The sequence below is a fragment of the Mesorhizobium sp. ES1-3 genome (assembly GCF_020164795.1).
GTDB lineage: Bacteria > Pseudomonadota > Alphaproteobacteria > Rhizobiales > Rhizobiaceae > Mesorhizobium.
The window spans coordinates 60,367-77,365 of record NZ_JAIUGW010000025.1 but is presented as its reverse complement, the minus strand read 5'-3'; the positions used below and the strand labels follow the sequence as shown (position 1 = coordinate 77,365).

19 protein-coding genes are annotated in these 16,999 nt (G+C 60.4%); 11 read left to right on the top strand and 8 right to left on the bottom strand.

The features are described from left to right. Positions 1–7 precede the first annotated feature (7 nt). The 3 genes from LB536_RS25770 to LB536_RS25760 all read right to left on the bottom strand — a co-directional run bounded on the left by LB536_RS25770 (position 8) and on the right by LB536_RS25760 (position 2,457). Positions 8–916: an alpha/beta hydrolase gene (locus LB536_RS25770; RefSeq protein WP_224597572.1), complete on the bottom strand. Its 909-nt coding sequence runs from the start codon at positions 914–916 to the stop codon at positions 8–10. Between the two features lie 71 nt (positions 917–987). Further along, entirely contained in the window at positions 988–1,572 is a 585-nt protein-coding gene (locus LB536_RS25765; RefSeq protein WP_224597571.1) for a TetR/AcrR family transcriptional regulator, read from the bottom strand. A gap of 69 nt (positions 1,573–1,641) precedes the next feature. Then, the gene (locus LB536_RS25760) at positions 1,642–2,457 is read right to left on the bottom strand and encodes an oxidoreductase (RefSeq protein ID WP_224597570.1); all 816 of its coding nucleotides are present in this window, start codon (positions 2,455–2,457) and stop codon (positions 1,642–1,644) included. Positions 2,458–2,977: 520 nt separating this feature from the next. Between LB536_RS25760 and LB536_RS25755 the strand changes: the two genes are divergently transcribed. Continuing rightward, positions 2,978–3,469, top strand: a complete 492-nt coding sequence (locus LB536_RS25755; protein ID WP_224597602.1) for a class I SAM-dependent methyltransferase — start codon at positions 2,978–2,980, stop codon at positions 3,467–3,469. Between the two features lie 738 nt (positions 3,470–4,207). On the opposite strand, the gene LB536_RS25750 is transcribed toward LB536_RS25755, so the two are convergent. Next, positions 4,208–4,384, bottom strand: coding sequence for a hypothetical protein (locus LB536_RS25750; RefSeq protein ID WP_224597568.1), 177 nt, complete (start codon positions 4,382–4,384; stop codon positions 4,208–4,210). A gap of 158 nt (positions 4,385–4,542) precedes the next feature. On the opposite strand from LB536_RS25750, the gene LB536_RS25745 reads away from it, so the two are divergent. From LB536_RS25745 to LB536_RS25730, 4 genes are all read left to right on the top strand, one after another. Then, a complete protein-coding gene (locus LB536_RS25745) occupies positions 4,543–4,935 on the top strand; it encodes a hypothetical protein (protein WP_224597566.1) in 393 nt (130 codons plus the stop codon). Between the two features lie 92 nt (positions 4,936–5,027). Next, on the top strand, positions 5,028–5,615 hold the full coding sequence (locus tag LB536_RS25740; RefSeq protein ID WP_224597565.1) for a TetR/AcrR family transcriptional regulator: 588 nt from the start codon (positions 5,028–5,030) through the stop codon (positions 5,613–5,615). A gap of 818 nt (positions 5,616–6,433) precedes the next feature. Then, entirely contained in the window at positions 6,434–7,051 is a 618-nt protein-coding gene (locus tag LB536_RS31375; protein WP_411966588.1) for a hypothetical protein, read from the top strand. A gap of 360 nt (positions 7,052–7,411) precedes the next feature. Beyond that, positions 7,412–7,780: a DnaT-like ssDNA-binding protein gene (locus LB536_RS25730; RefSeq protein WP_224597563.1), complete on the top strand. Its 369-nt coding sequence runs from the start codon at positions 7,412–7,414 to the stop codon at positions 7,778–7,780. 369 nt (positions 7,781–8,149) lie between these two features. Here LB536_RS25730 and LB536_RS25725 read toward each other — a convergent pair whose 3' ends face one another. Both LB536_RS25725 and LB536_RS25720 read right to left on the bottom strand, forming a co-directional pair. Next, positions 8,150–9,010, bottom strand: a complete 861-nt coding sequence (locus tag LB536_RS25725; RefSeq protein WP_224597561.1) for an ATP-dependent DNA ligase — start codon at positions 9,008–9,010, stop codon at positions 8,150–8,152. Between the two features lie 10 nt (positions 9,011–9,020). After that, positions 9,021–9,242, bottom strand: a complete 222-nt coding sequence (locus LB536_RS25720) for a hypothetical protein (protein WP_224597558.1) — start codon at positions 9,240–9,242, stop codon at positions 9,021–9,023. Positions 9,243–9,455: 213 nt separating this feature from the next. On the opposite strand from LB536_RS25720, the gene LB536_RS25715 reads away from it, so the two are divergent. From LB536_RS25715 to LB536_RS25695, 5 genes are all read left to right on the top strand, one after another. Continuing rightward, complete coding sequence (locus LB536_RS25715; RefSeq protein ID WP_224597555.1) at positions 9,456–9,860, top strand: hypothetical protein; 405 nt, start codon at positions 9,456–9,458, stop codon at positions 9,858–9,860. Positions 9,861–9,921: 61 nt separating this feature from the next. Beyond that, positions 9,922–10,533 (top strand): class I SAM-dependent methyltransferase, encoded by a 612-nt coding sequence (locus LB536_RS25710; protein WP_224597552.1) that lies wholly within the window; start codon positions 9,922–9,924, stop codon positions 10,531–10,533. 638 nt (positions 10,534–11,171) lie between these two features. After that, on the top strand, positions 11,172–11,870 hold the full coding sequence (locus tag LB536_RS25705) for a thermonuclease family protein (RefSeq protein ID WP_224597549.1): 699 nt from the start codon (positions 11,172–11,174) through the stop codon (positions 11,868–11,870). A gap of 260 nt (positions 11,871–12,130) precedes the next feature. Further along, the gene (locus tag LB536_RS25700; RefSeq protein WP_224597546.1) at positions 12,131–12,481 is read left to right on the top strand and encodes a hypothetical protein; all 351 of its coding nucleotides are present in this window, start codon (positions 12,131–12,133) and stop codon (positions 12,479–12,481) included. Then, positions 12,456–12,818, top strand: a complete 363-nt coding sequence (locus LB536_RS25695; RefSeq protein WP_224597543.1) for a hypothetical protein — start codon at positions 12,456–12,458, stop codon at positions 12,816–12,818. Before LB536_RS25700 ends, LB536_RS25695 begins: the two co-directional genes overlap by 26 nt. Before the next feature lie 655 nt (positions 12,819–13,473). Here LB536_RS25695 and LB536_RS25690 read toward each other — a convergent pair. Continuing rightward, entirely contained in the window at positions 13,474–14,694 is a 1,221-nt protein-coding gene (locus tag LB536_RS25690) for a YcaO-like family protein (protein WP_224597599.1), read from the bottom strand. 189 nt (positions 14,695–14,883) lie between these two features. On the opposite strand from LB536_RS25690, the gene LB536_RS25685 reads away from it, so the two are divergent. Then, positions 14,884–16,590, top strand: coding sequence for an adenylate/guanylate cyclase domain-containing protein (locus LB536_RS25685; RefSeq protein WP_224597541.1), 1,707 nt, complete (start codon positions 14,884–14,886; stop codon positions 16,588–16,590). A 27-nt stretch (positions 16,591–16,617) separates the two neighbouring features. On the opposite strand, the gene LB536_RS25680 is transcribed toward LB536_RS25685, so the two are convergent. After that, on the bottom strand, positions 16,618–16,935 hold the full coding sequence (locus tag LB536_RS25680; protein WP_224597539.1) for a hypothetical protein: 318 nt from the start codon (positions 16,933–16,935) through the stop codon (positions 16,618–16,620). Positions 16,936–16,999: the final 64 nt, after the last annotated feature.

Below are 16,999 nucleotides of genomic sequence, written 5' to 3'. Positions count from 1 at the left end.
CGTCCGTTCAGCCGCCGTTGAGTGCTTCGTCAAGTGCCGTCGTCTGGGCCTCGACGAAGGCCTGGGAGATGGCGGCTTTCGCTTCAATGGAGTCGAAGTTGTGGTAGGCACCGGGCACTACGTGCAAGGTACTGGCGACGCCGGCCTGCTGCAGCCGCCGGGCGTATGTGACGTCCTCGTCGTGGAACAGGTCATTGGTGCCGACGCCTATCCATGCGGGCGGCAGGCCGGAGAGGTCGCCGTAGCGGGCTGGTGCGGCCAGCGGGGGCACGTTACCTCCCGCGGTGGCGGGGCCGAGGTAGGAGCGCCAGCCGAACCGGTTGCTAGCCGGGCTCCAGAGGCGGAGCCGCCGCGGATCGATATCGGTGCGGGTTGTAGTCCGGTCATCCAGCATTGGATAGGACAGCAGTTGCAGGACCGGACGGATCTCGCCGCGTTCCTTCGCTAGCAGCGCCAACGCCGCGGCCAGACCGCCTCCGGCGCTGGCGCCGCCGATGGCAATACGAGCGGGGTCGACGTTGGGTTGGCGGGCGAGCCATTGCAGCGCGGTGTAGCAGTCTTCCAGCGGCGCCGGGAACGGGTGCTCGGGCGCCAGCCGGTACTCCACCGAGACGACGACGATGTTGAGCTGATCGGCGATCCGGCGGCAGAAGCCGCTGTCCTGGGCCGCGTCGCCGAGCACCATTCCGCCGCCGTGTATCCACAACAGGGCCGGGGTCCGAGGCTGGGCCGACGCCGGGCGGAAGATGTGTACCGACACGTCGGCGTCCACGGACACGATCTGCGCGTCCGGCCGCCGAGTGATCCTGGTGAGCTTGGTGAGGACCCGGAGCGCGGGAAGCGTTCCGGCGGTGATGATGGTGCGGGGAAGGAACCGCGCGGCCGGCAGCTGTGGGTTGAAGGGTAGCTCGGTCATCGTGTTTCCCTGCCTGATCGAGGGCGAGGTGCCGGGTGTGCGGGGGCTTGTCGCGGAACTGAGGGTCATGGTCAGAGCTCGGTGTCCACGAGGGCCAGGGCGTTGCGCAGACCCTGCTCGAGGAGGTCGTCGGAAAGCTGCCGGTCGGTCAGGGCGCGGGAGAGTTGTAGCGTCCCGGCCATGAGGCCGAGGAGGCTGAGCGCCTTCACGCGGGCCGAGGGCGGATCTTCGGGTGCGATGCGGGCGGCGAGGCCGTCGATGACGACCAGCACGCCGTCGGTGTACGCTTGCCTGATTGCATCTGGGCTGCGCCCGATCTCGTCGAGCAAGGCAGCGTTGGGGCAGCCGTCGCCTAGGTTGTCACGGTGGTGGGCCGATAGGTACCAGCGCACGATCTGCTCAAGGCCGGCCACGCCGGGCTCCGCCTGTTCGACGATGTTGGCGTGCAGTGTGTGCAGTTGGTCGGCGACTGCCTCCGCGACGAGGCTGTCCTTGGATTCGAAGTGGGCGTAGAAGGCGCCGTTGGTCAGGTCCGCGTCCTTCATGAGTGTCGCGACTCCGGAGCCGTCGATACCGTCCCGCTTGAGCCGTCGACCGGCCGTCGCAATGATCCGCTGCCTCGTCTCCTGCTTGTGTTCTTTCGTGTAACGCACCATGCGTTCCTCCATCTCAGCCGGGCTTGCGCTCCGGATAGGGTATGACTGGTTAGTGGATCTCGGCGGCGATCAGGTCGGCATCCGGTTGAACCTGCGGATGACGCGGTCGAAGATCCGGGCCGGGGCGACGCGGTACACCGCGTTGATGGTCCAGGCGGTCGTACCGGCGGTGCGCCGTAGTTTCGGGTTCCGGTCGGTGGCCGCCGCGACGATCACCTTGGCGACGACGGCGGGGTCGTCGCCGTTGCTGAGGTTCTTCTCCAGCAGCTCGTCGTAGTTGCGCCGTCCCGCCGCATAGAGCGGCATGGGAATGTCGGCCTCCACGCTGTGGCCTGCGAACGGAGTGTTGATCGGGCCAGGCTCGACGAGCAGGACCCGGACGCCGTATTCGCGAACCTCGTGGTCCAGCGACTGGGAGTAGCCATTGACCGCGTGCTTGGTCGAGACGTAGAGGGCCATGAACGGGCTGGGGACGAACCCGCTGAGGGAGGAGACATTGATGATGCGTCCGCGCCCTAGGGCGCGCATGTGCGGCAGCACCGCCTTGGTCGTGCGCATGACGCCGTAGACGTTGATGTCGAAGATGTCCTTCGTCCGGGCGATCGAGAACTCCTCGGCTGCGCCGGTTGACCCAACGCCGGCGTTGTTGACCAGGACGTCGATGTGCCCGAACCGGTCGATCACCTGCTTGACCGCTGAGGCGACGGATTCGTCGCTGGTCACGTCGAGGTCGAGGTAGGTCACCCCGGCAGGCGCGGTGAGTTGCGCGGTGTTGCGGCCGGTTCCGATCACCTGGAAACCTGCGGCGGCCAAGGCGGTCGCTGCGGCCTTGCCGATGCCTGAGGTGGCGCCTGTTACGAGCGCAACCTGCGAAATTGATGTCATTACGAGCTCCTATTTAGAATTATGATCATACGACAATAGCCTTTCAGTGATCGCAATGCAAGGATTAACTTATGTTCGTACTCTCATGGAGCACGAGACGAGAATCACAGCGGGCCGGGCGGGTGACGGTGAGCCGGTCTCGCATGGGCCGGCCTTCTTGGTCGACGTGGAAGCTGCGATCGCGCGCCGGAACGACGCCGAGATCCGCAACAAGAAGCCCGGCGTGCCGATGCGATTCCTGTGGGCACGCACGCCGGGAGGTGGCACGGATGGTTAGCCAAGTCCCTTCGGGTCGAGCCGACGCCGGTGGTCTCGGTTCGTCCCATGTCTTGGCTCATGGTGACACAGTCGCTTGAGAACGCGTGCCCGACAACTTTGCCACTTGGAATCTCTGCGTGCCGCCTGATCGCTGCACTTGTTAAGCTCGCGTGATATCGATAACATTTCCGAGATCCGATTGGGTTCGTACTCTACCCCTGCTTGGAACATCGGGTCATACGGGTGGTAGGAGCTTGCCCGCATTGTTGGGCCTTCGGGCTCGGTCATTGGGCTCGACTGCTGTGAGGCCTTTTTCGACTATGGCCGCAACGAAGCGGCAGGCGCGGGCATGCGCAACGTCGTCTTTCTCGAAGCGGATGCGGAAACCTATGCGTTCGAACCGATCCATGACTTCCGCTTCTCACGCTTCGGCATGAAGTTCTTCGAAGATCCGGTTGCCGGCCTCGGCAACATGCACGCCAGCCTAAGGCCCGGCGGCACCATGACAATGATCGGGCGCGAACTGGCCGAAAATCCGTGGCTGTCGATCCCGAGGATGTCGCTCTCCGCTTCTTGCCGTGGTCGAGCGAAAATGGTGATTGTACATTTGACAAACCCAGCCTCGGTTAAGGACGGGCCGCATCGCCGAATTGTCTGGTTTGTACCATTTCACCTAAGCTGGCTTGCGAGCTACTTTCACAAGGATTACGTTTCGTTTTCGACATGGCGCATTTGCCATGAACGAACTCGATGAATCGAAAATGCTCATCCAGGTCGCCAAGGAAAAGCACGGACAAAACCGGGATCACCCTCAGCCAAGAACGCGAGCTTATCGACTTGCTAGGTCCAGCCAGTCTGCCCTCGCTATTGCGCGAAGCCCTTTTGCTAAAAAATAGCACTCAGCCCTAGGCACCGGGTGTCAGGCAAATGCCGTGGCAGCCACCAGGATGATCCCGATAGCCGCCGAAGTCATGACGACGACCATAGCTATCTCGAACGGGCCGCCGCCGTTCCGTAAGCGTCCTGCCATTTTTGGCGCTCCCCAGTCGTTCCCGACCTATTGTTTTTCCGTTCCCCAAAGGAAAGACCAGAAGCGGCATACAGCGGAATCACGTATGTTAATGGCGGGTAAAATGGTGCTAAGGCGCGCATGGAGCCGTACCGGACGCCCGACGGCATCTTGATTGGCTCCAGCTCGTGGAAGGTGACTGCGACGAGGGATCGGTGATTGAACTCATTCGGGTCACCTCCCGATTCCGACCCGGCAGGTTGAGCGTCTGACATCTTCGTTATGAAGCCAAAAGCTGCCATTCCGTTGAGCCCTTTTTCTGCTGTGCGTGGCAGCATCGGAGCGGGCTTAGCTGAACCGATGATGTGAGATGAGGCCGCGATTGCCCACAACGTTTCCAGCATCAACCTAGTTGGCATGGCAGAAGCAGGGATATGTCCTTGCGAAGGGATGATCGCGCCGCGCCCGCGCCTCCCTAAGCGATTACGTTACCGAATTCCTCCAACGCGACGGCGGTACCAAAGCGACCTTGAGGATAGCCTCGATCGGCGCGTGTGACGGCGAGACGCCGGCCGCATGGATCAGGCCCATCACGACGCCGGCCGATCGCTCGATGGCCGAGACGTCTATTGGATGGTGCATGTCCGCGACGAGGATCATCTCGCCGGGGAGGTATAGAAATGAGCAATTCATTGTTGTGATCGCGGCAGGTCCGATCGGCCAGGCCGCGTCGTTAGGTTCGTCCGCTTGCCCGGGTTGACAAATGGACCGAGTAGTCTAGACTGAACGGTCTAGGCGCTCATTATGGAGGAGCAGTTATGCGTGTTGCCAAAGATGAAGTGGACAAAAAGCTGGAGCTTCCTGGTGCCGTCATTCGTCAGCGGACCGGGTTCGGCGACGTCACCGGATACGGAAAAATCAGTGGCGAGTACTTCAGTCTCGCAACTGGCGTCGACACGACGCCCCTTTTTCAGGGACTCCACGGCAATGCCTGCCAGTGTCCCCACTGGGGCTTTGTGTTGAAGGGACAGATTACGACCACCGACGTGTCTGGGAACAAGGAGACAGTTGCTGCGAATGACCTGTTCTACTGGCCGCCTGGGCACAACGTGAAGGTGGACGCCGATGCGGAGATCGTGATGTTCAGTCCGCAGCACGAACATACCCATGTAATCAATCACATGATCGACAAGGTGAGCGGCCACGCTTGACCAAACTGATTTGTGCCCCCATTCGCGACGCCCGACCGGAGAGGTTTGGGCGCCGCGAACGTGTTTTCGTGCAAAGCTAGGTTCCTGATCTGATGCATTCAACGAAGCAACACCTAATTCAGGCGGGACTGAGAATGCTCCTGGAGCAAGGCTATAATGGCCTCGGAATTCAAGCCCTGTTGGACGCGACGGATACGCCCAAGGGATCGTTCTATCATCACTTCAGGGACAAAGAGGATTTCGCCCTGCAGGTATTGGACACCTACATGGCCGGCGTGCACGCAGGCCTCGATGCAAGCCTGCTCGACGAGGCGCTGCCCCCGCTCGCGCGCATCCGACGCTTTTTTGATAGGACCCAGGAAAGCTATCGACAGGAGGGTTATCTCGGCTGCCTCATGGGCGGGCTCGGACAGGAACTGTCCGGTGTGAGCGAGGTGTTCCGGCGCAAGATCGACTGGTGCTTGTCATCGGTCTCCGAGCGGATCGCGAAGTGCCTGAGCGAGGGGCAGCGGAAAGGCGACGTCCCGGCAGCCTGCGACGTGCACGAGATGGCAGACTTGTTGGTGAATTGTTGGGAGGGCGCAGCCCTGCGCAGTCGCCTGCGGCGAGACCCAGCCTCGCTGGCAGCGATGCTCGATTTCTACATCAATGCCGTCGCCAGTACGACGAGAGCGCCGTAGCGTTTCGCTGTGCGCCCGTATTCGTCCGACAACCAGTTCGAAGCGCGACTTTTCCGAAAACACTCATTCAAAGAGCGATGGAACGTCGTGGGACCTATGCCGATGCTGCCATATCTGGTGCAAGGATCATCAGTCGACCATGCATTCAGCGGGATCGTGTCCCTCTGGGTGGTGTAGCTGGTGGCATTTGTTGCGACCTCGACGGTGAAATGTTGCGATCTGCCCGGACCGCAATCGAACCAGCATTGGACGCCATCGTTCGAAATGCGAAAGCTGCGCCGAAGCGGGCGACCATCGCGGGCCGTCACAACACTAAACCGCAGCGTCATGAGCGGGAACGTCCGCAACCGCCGGCAGGGAAGGCGCCAGCTCCAAGTCGTCAAAAAAAGCTCGAGCGGTCCGGGAGGCGGCCTGCAGTAGCGGTCGACCGGCAAAAAAACCGCGCGCTATCGACGAGTTCCCACAACCTCTTTTCGAGGAAGCGCTTGATCACCCGAGCTTCCAGGCGGCGCTGGATTTCCAGATGCGCCGCCATGGCGACAGTTATTGGCATCTCCATCGTGCTGTTGTGCGAGACGACGAGAGTCTAGACCGCTCGACAATTCGTCACTGGCTCCAGGGATCAAAATCGCCGCGCAGCGTGGCGAGCATGGAAGTACTAGCTCGGAGCGAGCGTCGTATCGTCTTTCGTCGGGGTATTTTAAAGCGAAACTCCCGCTTCAGACGCGCTCCGCCTCCGGCCACATTCTCGATGACATCGGCTCGGCTGAACGCCGTCGGCTTGCGTGGCACTTGCCTGACTGGAATGGGTTCGGCGCGTGATTATCAGCGGGTCAACTGATTACCGGAAATTCCAGGCGGCCGCGTTGAAACAGCGTTACGCCATCCGTTTCCCCGGTATCACCTATGGTCAGTCGGATGCTGCAAATGACGGCTATCGAGTTCAGCGCGAGCAACAGGACGATGGTGGCGCCCAGTTCATCGACCCCGACCTGATGTCCGGCGTCATCGACCCACCTGTGCTTGCGATGGAAATGGCGGATCTGATCCGCTTCAAGACTGCGACGCTTACTGCGTTCGGTTTGCAGCGCAACGGCGTTTGGGGCGAGGAGACGGCATCGCAGAAGGTCGAGCATCTCGGGTTGATGTACGGTGCGTTGGCCGCGCACCCGCACGGACCGGCACGCTGCTATGGCGTTCCGACGCAGCATTTGACCTTTGCCCTGCTCGTCTTCCCCTCTGTCTGGGACTGGTATGTGCAATGGCGCGAGAGGCGGCGCGGGTTCTACACTTCATGGGAGGTGGACATGCTGCGAATTTCTCTCGCGCTCACCCGCAGGGACACGGGCTGGCTAAGGCAGCAACCTCATCTGGCGTCGCGGATTCGTCCCATCAATGGACTGGTGCCGATAGGGTGGCCTGCTATGACGCGCTGAAGCCGGCTGATGTGCCGGCACCTGCTACGCCTAAAGTTGAGCCGACGGCGACAATAGAAGCGCGCGCCGAACGGGCATGCGATATGCTCGCCCTGGGCGCGATGCTCTCCGGCGTCGAGAATTGCCAAGATGGCGATGTCGCCATATACCAGCGCACGGGACCTGCCCAGCATAATAGTAACGCTCTGTGATTTCAGCGATCAAATCCTCACTCTGCCTGATCCAATCTCACATGGTTTGGCCGGAGAACCGGAATATGTCGTGCTGTGCAAATTTCACCATCGCGACAGAGAGCCGGAGAAAAAGCCTTAAGGACGAGCACTCAACGGCATTCTCACCCCCCTCCGGCGGAGGTTCGAAATGGCGAACAAGAAATGGGACAACTCCCTCCCGAGCGTAGCGGTGGCGGCTTGGGAGAGCGCCACCGAGAGTGAACGCAAAGAAGCCTTGGCGCATGCAACTGAATTCCTCGACACTTTACCGTTCAAGGGAAAACGGGTCACTAAGAGTCAATCGCTTTCGTGGCCACGAAAAGGCGTTTACCGAGATGATGGCTCGCCAATAAGGGGAATCCCAGACGAGATCAAAAGAGTCACGGTGCTTGTTGCCGGCTTTATCTTGGCAAAGGTTCCCTTCGACACCCCCGCTGTCGCTTGGATCTTCCATGACATCGGCCAGCTGTTGAAAGATGAGATCCCCCTCGGTGACGGTGACATAGGTTGGCATTAAAGCCCAACTCGCGATGACCATCAGCCGGCAACCAGCTAAGAGCGTTGCTGGATCAGGTGTCAGAGCGTCGTATTCCTGTGAGAGCTTGATGATGTGCTCGACGTCCGATGTGACGGCCCGAGAAATCGGCAGGAGTGACATCGTAGCTGAGGGCATTTGCCGAACACCGAAGCATAGGCTGCAAAGTTATCCGGGCCACAATGCTGCCGTCCCGAAGATCACGGCAATTCCGAGTGCCGCCAATGCCATAACCGCAACCATGGCGGCCTCGAACGGGCCACCGCCATTCCCTTTGTCCGACATTATGGATGATCCTCAACACGCACACATCACCGTCTGTGCCCCGCCTCGTGAGGTCACTTACATATGTTAATCCTCTTCCCGAAAATCCTGCAACGAGGCGTGCCGCAAATCCTCTTCGCCGCGCAAGTGCTTCACGCGGCCGATAATCCCGGGCTTCACCCATTGCGTCGCCGGCCGCTTCATGCCCTTCGGCGCCAGGCCTGCGTGCTCCTGAACACGTTTCCACAGCCGATCGCGGATTGCCCGGCTGGAATTGATGAATGCGGAGCCGACATATTGGCCCGTCTTGCGATCGGCCATCAGGGCGAAAGCTGGCTTGCCGGGTTCTCGTTCAACGCCTAGCAGCTCGTACTCCTCGACCGTATAGCATTTCGCTTTCAGCCAGTTCGTCGACGGGCCGCTGCGATATTTGCTGTCGCGTCGCTTCGAGACCATGCCTTCCATGCCGGCCAGGTCGATCAGGTGGAAGATGGCGCTCGCCTCGCCCGGTAGCGCCTGGCTGAATTGGATGCGCTGCCCCTCGGGGATCATCTCGGCAAGGATCTCGCGCCGGTCCTCCAGCGGCATGTCGCGAAGATCGTAGCCGTTGACGTGCAACAGGTCGAAGGCAACGAAATACAGGTCATGCTGCCGGTTGGTGATTGCCTTGCGCAGTGCGCCGAAGTCCGACAGCCCGGCCTCGTTCAACACGATGATCTCGCCGTCAATGATGGCGCTTTCGACATCGAGGTCAGCGGCGGCTTTGGCGAGGTCTCGGTATTTGGCCGTCCAGTCGAGTCCGCGCCGCGTGAAGATCCGCACACCGCCGTCATCCTTGATGATCTGCGAACGGTAGCCGTCGAACTTGACCTCGTGAATCCATCCTTCGCCCTCGGGAGGCTTCTCAACCAAGGTCGGCATCAGCGGATCGATGAACTTCAAACGCATGCCCTGAGCGTCATTCCGGAAACCGATCGTCATGATGCACGATGGCATCGAATACCGTCTCATAAACGCTGCCGGTCTCTTCTTCGATTTCGGTGCTACTGATTCCGATCGCCTTCGCCTCCGCAAAAAGCCTCTGGATTGCCTCAGCAACCGAAATCACGTCGGAGCTTGCGAGCCCTGAAACATTGCTCGCGATCCACTGGTCCAGGAAATTGATGCCGCGCGTGCTCATTGCCAGGCCTCCGAAAGCGGATGGCCCGCGCCTGCCCACACCCCCTGGCGCGGGCCGACCAAGGTCCTGGAGGGACGTTGGTCAGCAGCAGTCAAACACCGGCTGCCGGCGATTCAATCAGCTTTAGCTAAAATTGTTCCGAAACTGCAAATGCCTGATGCAACAAAGCTTGGGCCGCCACGTTGCCCACCACACCATCGGATTGAGGCGACGATGACGAAGTATCAGGTCGAAGAGATCTACGGCGAGACGGTCGTGTCATCTGGCACCGTCGTGGAGAACGATCCCATGAAAGCCGCCGAAGCGACGGCGGGTCAAAGGGTCTTGCCGAGGGCACGACAGGATCATTGGTTCCGGGTGGTCGATGAGGACCAGGCCGCCGTATACGAATACAGTTTGGCCGGACCTGACGAGCGTCCAGAAGATTGGACGAAACACTCCGATCTCGGCTCACCGATCGGGGGGCACGAGCGTGAATCAGATGCCGCCGACGAGCAAGATGTCTACAATTGCCCCATCTGCGGACAGCCGGTCGACATGCACGATCTGCGTCAGGTGATGTGGCACGAGCAGTCGAGGCATGAGCGGCTGAAGCCCGAAGTCGTCAAAGGTCCCTGAAACGCAAAAAGCCCGCCGGCCGGAGCCAGCGGCTCAACGACAGAATGGGTGGGGAAATGAGATGGCGCCAAGGTTCATAGCAAAACAGCTTTCCTGGCCGGCTGGTATCGTCGGCTGGCTCATCCGAGAGGGTATGAACCGGGGCGACGCCCGGCTGAACAACTTCGCTCTCGATCAATTGCAGCTGGTTCCTGAGGATCGAGTGTTGGAAGTCGGTTTCGGCGGCGGCGCAGCAGTGCCGGGCCTTGTCCGTGGTGCGTCATTCGTCTGCGGTGTTGATCGCTCCCCTGATGTGGTGAGCGCCGCCGCTCGCCGGTTTGCCAATGTGGTGCGCGCCGGACGCGCCGAGTTTCACGTCGGAGCGGTTGAAAAGCTGCCCTTGCGGGATGCGACATTCGACAAAGCCCTCAGCGTCCACACAGTATACTTCTGGCAAAGCCTGAAAGCCGGATCTGCTGAGTTGGCACGAGTTCTCAGGCCTGGCGGGCGAATCGTTTTGGGCTTCCTTCCCAAGGCGCATATGGACCGGATGAACATGCCAGCAGATATCTTCACCCCACGTGATCCGGACGAGATCACAGCTGCTCTGCAAGGTGTCGGGTTCAGCGAGACGGAGGTTCGAAAACCGAACTCGGAGACGGCATGGGCCGTCGCGACAGGTATACGAAACTAAGCTGTCCGCGTGCGGAATGTTGCGGCAACAAAAAGCCCGCCGGCCCGAGCCAGCGGGCAGCTGACAGAGTGGAGGGCCGCCCGGAGTAGACGGCCAGCTCCCGAACATCTGTCTGCGACACATGTTCCACTGAGGCCCGCGCCCCCCGCAAAGGAGGGCGCGGGCCGGCCATCGTCGCGAAAAGACCGGACGCGCCGCGCCGCCTTCGCCCGAACTTGCGACTAGTCGAGCTGTTCCCGACCCGAACACTAAAAAGCCCGCCGGCCGGAGCCAGCGGGCAGGTCACAAAGGGAGGACCGCCGGGAGTGTAAAGCGGCCCGCTCCCAAACCTTTGTCTGTGACACATGTTCCAGCCCGCAATAAAAAGCCCGCCAGGGTGGGACCTGGCGGGCAAGGCTCTGGAGTACACTGGCATCAACCAGCATAGGTCAATGTTCCGCTCCGGTTGGGCACTTCTGGACTCTTCGTCGCGACGGACGCATTCTGCCCCTTGGGGAGCATGGGGCGTGGACAAAAATCGGTACGACAACCGGTCTGATCAGTGGCGAAGGCGAACTGGCGCCAGGCGCTCGCGCGCACGCAGATGGGCGAACGTCCCGCTTCGCCTGATCGTTGTCACGGTTACTGCGGCCGGCGCATTGGCCGCGCAGACGCTCCTGCAGCACAGCGACCGTTTGCCGGAGCTCAACCTGTCGAACTTGCTCGAGCCGAAGCCGGAACTGATCGCCGGCGTGGCGTCGGTGATCGACGGCGACACGATCGAGATCCACGGGCAGCGTATCCGCTTCAACGGCATCGACGCGCCCGAGAGCCGGCAGTATTGCGACGACGCCAGGGGATTCGAATATCCATGTGGCCGGCGGTCGGCCGAAGCGCTCGACAGCTTCCTGGCAGCCTCCAAGCCGGTGCAATGCACCTTTGTCGATTGGGACCGCTATCACCGCTTCGTCGGGGAGTGCTGGCGCGCTGATGGCGCCAGCGTCGCCGCCTGGATGGTCGAGCACGGCCAGGCTCTGGATTGGCCGCGCTACAGCCATGGCGCCTACGCCGCCCAACGGGCAACGGCCGGGGCGGCCAAGGTAGGTGTGTGGGCTGGCAAGTTTCAGGCGCCTTGGGAGTGGCGCGCGGAGCACGCCGACGGCGCGGCGCCGTCGCGCCAGCCGCTCGGCATCGTCAGCCGCAAGCTTGTCGCGCAGAGCGGCTATTCGTGCGAGCCGCGGCGGACGTGCAAGCAGATCGGTTCGTGCGACGAAGCCCAATGGTATCTGCAGAACTGCTCATGGGGCGGAAAGCTGGACCGGGACGGCGACGGCGTGGCGTGTGAGACGCTCTGCTGATGAAGACGCAGTCAGATCGCAGACCTTGCCCCTTAAGCGAGGATTCGTGGGAGATGGCGGGCGTTTAACACCTCCGCTTGGCAAACGCTTGAAGGAGGGCTTCACATACCGCCGTCCGGCAAACACGACGTTCGCGATCCCTCTTGCCGTGGCCAGGGCTCCATCTTCGGCATTCGGTCGATACCGGGATTCGCGGCGCGTCACGAGCAGGCAGAGGCAACCTTGCAAGCGGTCGCAGCCCCGCCTACGCATCATCGATGATGTCCCGCACCTACGAGCAGTGGATACCAAGGCGCCTACGCGATCCGTTCGAAAAGGCACTCGCTATGGATGCTGGCCATGTCCTCGATTTCAGCGACCGAACATTTGCAGACTTCTTCTTCGAAGTGATGAGTATAGATACTTCCATTACGAACCATTTCGACGCCAGGGGAAGGTCCAAGGCGAAGCGGCTCCGATCGTTCATCGAAAAGGCGCCTGCGGGAGTAGTTGCGAAGTTGCTGCGCGAGCTTTGGGAATATCGCGAGTCCTTGTCGTGGCCGAGCGTCGGCATCAGAGATAACTACTTTTCCGTTGTCGCGATCTTTGAAGGCGCGCCCGATCACATTTGACTCATCAGTATTTGAGGCGTTCGAGCCAAGTCAGACACTGGACGAGCTGATTGCGGCGATCCGTCGTGATCTCGATTCAAAGAAGCCCCAGGCGGCTTTGGACCGTCTGCACACCTACTGCATGAAGCAGTTCGCTTCGCTCGTGCGCAACCATGGCGGTGAGTGCGCGGCGAACGATGCGCTGCACGCCAGGGCTGGTCGGTACGTTAAGCTGCTGACTGTGCAGCGCAACCTTACTGAGATGTCGGAGCACATAATCAAAAGCTCAATCAGCGTTTTCGAGTCGTTCAAATACGATCAGGAACAACGAACATGCTGGCAGATCTGCGTGCGGTGAAGGCGTCGATAGAGTTGGAGCCGGCGAAAATGATAGAGGGCTGAGAATCGGCGGCCTTGGCAAACGCGACGTTTTCGTATCCTCGCTTCTCTTCCTCCGACGCCCCCGGGCATGGGCAACGAGCGTTATCGGCACGGGCGGGTTTGCCACGCTTTCTTATTCGAACTGACCACGATTTGGAGGCGGCAGCTAGACAGTCTGCCGATCCTCGCACATCCTCTACGCCAGTTGTCCGACCCGCTGGGCGGCATTCCGGTCGTCGCGGCGGCTGCCCCGCACCCCGCCCGCCAGCTTCGCAAGGGGCACCAACAACCTGTGGCTGTTGCATGCCAAAGACGCCGGTCTGGGACGAAAACTACCTCTTCTCGACGCGCGAGCCCGCCGAGGCGGTGTGGATGGATGCCCAACGCATTGGGGTAGCGAGCCACGTCGTCTAATCTCTACAACGGGCTGATCGAGGAAAAGGGGCCGCCCGAGCAGCTATTCGGCGCCCAGCGAGCAGCGCCTTTGGGTCCGGCAAGTCACGCGCCCTTCCGTGAACCACTCATGGGCAAGCAAAAGACGAAACTCGTCGCTACCAAGTGAGCAACACGCTGACGGTCCGAGTGCGTGACCTGTCCAAAGCCGGTGAACTCCTAGACAACGCGGGCCGAGGTCAGTACAAAATAGCCGTCGGATTAAGGTCCGATTCTGAAATAGGTCTCTTGCGCGCGCCCATGGCTACCGGAACCTCGAACAGCCGGCCCTCGGCGTATCGGGGCCAAATCGGGCGAAGCGCAGGTGCGAGGACGCGGACGACGGTTGGCGCATCGTCGCGGGACAAGCACACAACGAACAGGTCAACGGCCTTTGACCTGAGTTTGCCAAGAACGTCCTCCGGCCCGGCGTGCTCACGGCGATGGTCAAGCCGACCTGAGGGCGTCAAATGGCGGTTTCGTCGCAACGACGCGGCAGCAGCCCAAGCGACGAAATTCGGTGGGATCGCCTGCCTGGCGGCAGACATCGGCCGTGCGAAATTGGCGGAAAGCATGAACTGGCAGACCTCTCCCAGAGCACCCTCAATGGCCTGATGCAGATCCGGGCCAGCAGCGGAACCAAACCAGAATCCTTTGCCATCCTCGCCGTATGCCAGCGCGGCGACAACCGGGATCTCAAGATCATTGGTCAGGTCAATCAAATGAAGCTTCCGACGAAGTGTCCGCAACCAGCTACGAAACAACCTCACCAACTCTTCCTGACTTTGCGGTATCGTGACTTCCGGCAATTTAAGGCGATTATACCACCATATGGATACCGCATCGCGTTCAACAAGCTCGAGAACCGCACGTAGCGTCGCCTCTTCTCTATTTAGGCCAGCGGCAAGCCCCGAACTGTCTGCCAAACAAAATCCGATATCGTAACAATTCGGGTATGAAAGCAGACAATACGCTGCCGGCGCATATCCTCGATTTCCTGTTGAGACATGCTCGATCTCCAACCATGATATCGCTCGCCCAGTGTTGAAAGGCCCGGGGATCCATTGGTCTCGATCAGCGCTGGAGTTCCAAACCTCCGCATGGTCCAACTGTCGGGGCGAATACTTCAAGAGGTCCCGAGGATCTATTGCCGAACCTTGGATCTCATCGAAAGTGGCCACGACGACCTGTTCGCGGCCGGTATATACGGCACTGCTGCGCTCGATGCCTTCCATCACCGTCCGATTGAAGGCCCCGTCTGCGGTCCGGGCGCGCCCAGAAACCAGGCGTCGGCGGCCGGTGTGGTCCGGTGCCAATACGGCGGCGGCGACGTGAAAGGGACATCCCGTGGGCAGCGGCAGTACTGCAGGCGGGCTGGCGAACGTGAGCAAAGGGAACCTCTGCGCCTTTCGCGACCTCATGTGGAGCTTCGCCGGCGATGTCCCGGCCATGCCGAAGCTGCATTCCAACTGGCTAACACGCCGATTTGTAGGTAGGATGACTTCTGCGGTGCAACATAACCAACAATTCGGGCTGACGTGCAAACGATAGTATCTGGCGAGGCCGCCTCGGGTGGAACTCTGGCCCAGCCCACGGCGTCCGATACGATCGTGGCCGAGACGCGGAAAGAACTCTTCATCCTGGCCGGTGACATGGTCGGATACAGCGAGTCCGTCTTCCGGAACCCCGAGACGGGCGTCCGTAATCTCGTCATGTCGCGCAACGCGTTTGTGAAGGCGCTCAAGGCAAATGGCGGACGGATAGTTTCAACTCCGGGTGACTTCGTCTTGGCAGCTTTCGAGTCTGCTTCGGATGCAGCGGTTGCTGGCATAGCAGCACAATCAGCGCTTCTCGAAAATAGGCTGCAAGATAGTCGCTGGCGGGTTGGAATTGCGTTCGGAGAGGTTTTTGAAATCGATGGCGACATCTATGGACATGCAGTCAACGTTGCGTCCCGCATTCAGGGAGTAGCGGCGCCCGGCCAGATACTTATGTCCGACGAGGTCGTTCGGCGATTTCCTGATGGGTTTTCAGTGGTTACCGAAAGTATTGGTTCTAAGCGCCTGAAGAATATTAGCGAGAGCATTAGCATATACCGTGTTGCAAGTTCCAAATCGGAGGAGTATAACTCAGACTTTCTAAAGGACATTCAGCAATATAGAGAGAATATTGTAAAGCCGATTGTTGAAATTCAACCGTTTGAGCCGCAAGACGACTCGCAATCGGCGCGGTTCGTCGCGTCATCTCTGCAAGATGAGATTCATCTTGTCTTGGCGCGGCTCACCAATTCGATCTCGGTTCGAGATACGACCGCCGTGGTGCGAGGCAAGGCCCATTATGTCTTGCGATCGAGCATCAGCACGCGGGGCCAGCATCTCCGGATCATGCCTCGGCTGATTTCGGTGTCTGACGGCGCGACCATCTGGGCCGAGCGATATGACTACGATCTTCGCGACAGCTTCGATGCCCAGGACCAGATTGCCTCGGAAGTCGTATCTGCCTTGCAATTGGCGCTGACCGACGGGGAACAGGCGCAGATTTGGAAACGTGGAACACGCAGTGGTTTGGCGTGGGAGACCTTTCAGCGAGGTCATGACGAGGAGCGCCGATACACACGGGAGGGGCATCGGCGGGCGAAGGAGTTCTATTCCAGTGCACTGACCATGGATCCCACCTACCTGTGCGCCCTGGTGGCTTTCGGGTTCTGCTATCTCGACGAGGTGCGTCTGGGCTGGGCAGAGAACGACCAGGAAGCGATCCAAGAGGCCCAACTTCTATACGAGCGTGCCTCGCGCATTGACGCCGGCCATTCGGACGTGCTGGCTCTGCTGGCATTCTTGCGATTGCTTCAGCGGAAGCCTCAGGAGGCGCAGCGGGCCATGGATGATGCCGTCGCGATCGCGGGTCACAGTCCAGAAATCGTAGGATACCAGGGCGCGCTCATGGATCTGCTCGGCAACTACCCTGCCGCCATTCGGGCCTATAATCGCGCCGCTTCGCTGAGCCACCATGTCTCGCCTTGGATATCGGCCAATCTTGCACTCTCCAATCTGGCGGTGGGGAGAGCCAAAGAGGCTGAACTGATTTGCCGCGAGGTCGTCGCATCGCATCCCGGTTACGTTAGAGCGTGGCTTGCTTTAACGGTCGCGTTGGTACGTCAGGACAAGGTCAGTGAAGCGCTTCGGGCGGCGAGCCGTATGCTGGACCTAGACCCGAAATTCACGGTGACGGAGTGGTCGCACGGCAGGCCATTTGCGGATGAAGCCCTGCTGGCCGCGTTCGCGAGAGACATGGAGAAGGCCGGCCTTCCCAGATAGAAGCCGGTCTCACAGGGTATCCGCGCTCTATCGACCGCAGCCGAAGAGGGCTGCCGCGCTCATTCCGACAACGAAATCCTGATTGCGTGCAAGGTAGTCCCTGAGTTGGTCACGCGTTGCAATGCCCGCCGGGGGCAGCGGCACGACTATCTTCACGACGGTCGGATCATCGATTATGGCCAGTGCTGGCCTGTCAAGAATGTCATTAAAGGCCGCAGTGAGTGAGTAGTCGTCCATGGCTCCGATGAACCCGGAACTTTCCGGCAGTACTCGAAACCACTCCGCGATTATGGCCTGCGCGATTTCCGTCTGCTGCCGATTACGCTTTGCCCTGGCCCGTGCCATCAAATCCCCCTATCTGTAACCGGCAGACACCATGAGCCCGTCAAACGAGCAACCCGCTGAAATG

Coding starts and splice junctions, on each gene's coding strand:
- LB536_RS25715 (WP_224597555.1), top strand. CDS start 9,456: ATGACGAAGTATCAGGTCGAAGAGATCTACGGCGAGACGGTCGTGTCA.
- LB536_RS25770 (WP_224597572.1), bottom strand. CDS start 916: ATGACCGAGCTACCCTTCAACCCACAGCTGCCGGCCGCGCGGTTCCTT.
- LB536_RS25710 (WP_224597552.1), top strand. CDS start 9,922: ATGGCGCCAAGGTTCATAGCAAAACAGCTTTCCTGGCCGGCTGGTATC.
- LB536_RS25745 (WP_224597566.1), top strand. CDS start 4,543: ATGCGTGTTGCCAAAGATGAAGTGGACAAAAAGCTGGAGCTTCCTGGT.
- LB536_RS25730 (WP_224597563.1), top strand. CDS start 7,412: ATGGCGAACAAGAAATGGGACAACTCCCTCCCGAGCGTAGCGGTGGCG.
- LB536_RS25720 (WP_224597558.1), bottom strand. CDS start 9,242: ATGAGCACGCGCGGCATCAATTTCCTGGACCAGTGGATCGCGAGCAAT.
- LB536_RS25760 (WP_224597570.1), bottom strand. CDS start 2,457: ATGACATCAATTTCGCAGGTTGCGCTCGTAACAGGCGCCACCTCAGGC.
- LB536_RS25740 (WP_224597565.1), top strand. CDS start 5,028: ATGCATTCAACGAAGCAACACCTAATTCAGGCGGGACTGAGAATGCTC.
- LB536_RS25700 (WP_224597546.1), top strand. CDS start 12,131: ATGTCCCGCACCTACGAGCAGTGGATACCAAGGCGCCTACGCGATCCG.
- LB536_RS25725 (WP_224597561.1), bottom strand. CDS start 9,010: ATGCGTTTGAAGTTCATCGATCCGCTGATGCCGACCTTGGTTGAGAAG.
- LB536_RS25765 (WP_224597571.1), bottom strand. CDS start 1,572: ATGGTGCGTTACACGAAAGAACACAAGCAGGAGACGAGGCAGCGGATC.
- LB536_RS25690 (WP_224597599.1), bottom strand. CDS start 14,694: ATGAGGTCGCGAAAGGCGCAGAGGTTCCCTTTGCTCACGTTCGCCAGC.
- LB536_RS25680 (WP_224597539.1), bottom strand. CDS start 16,935: ATGGCACGGGCCAGGGCAAAGCGTAATCGGCAGCAGACGGAAATCGCG.
- LB536_RS25750 (WP_224597568.1), bottom strand. CDS start 4,384: ATGATCCTCGTCGCGGACATGCACCATCCAATAGACGTCTCGGCCATC.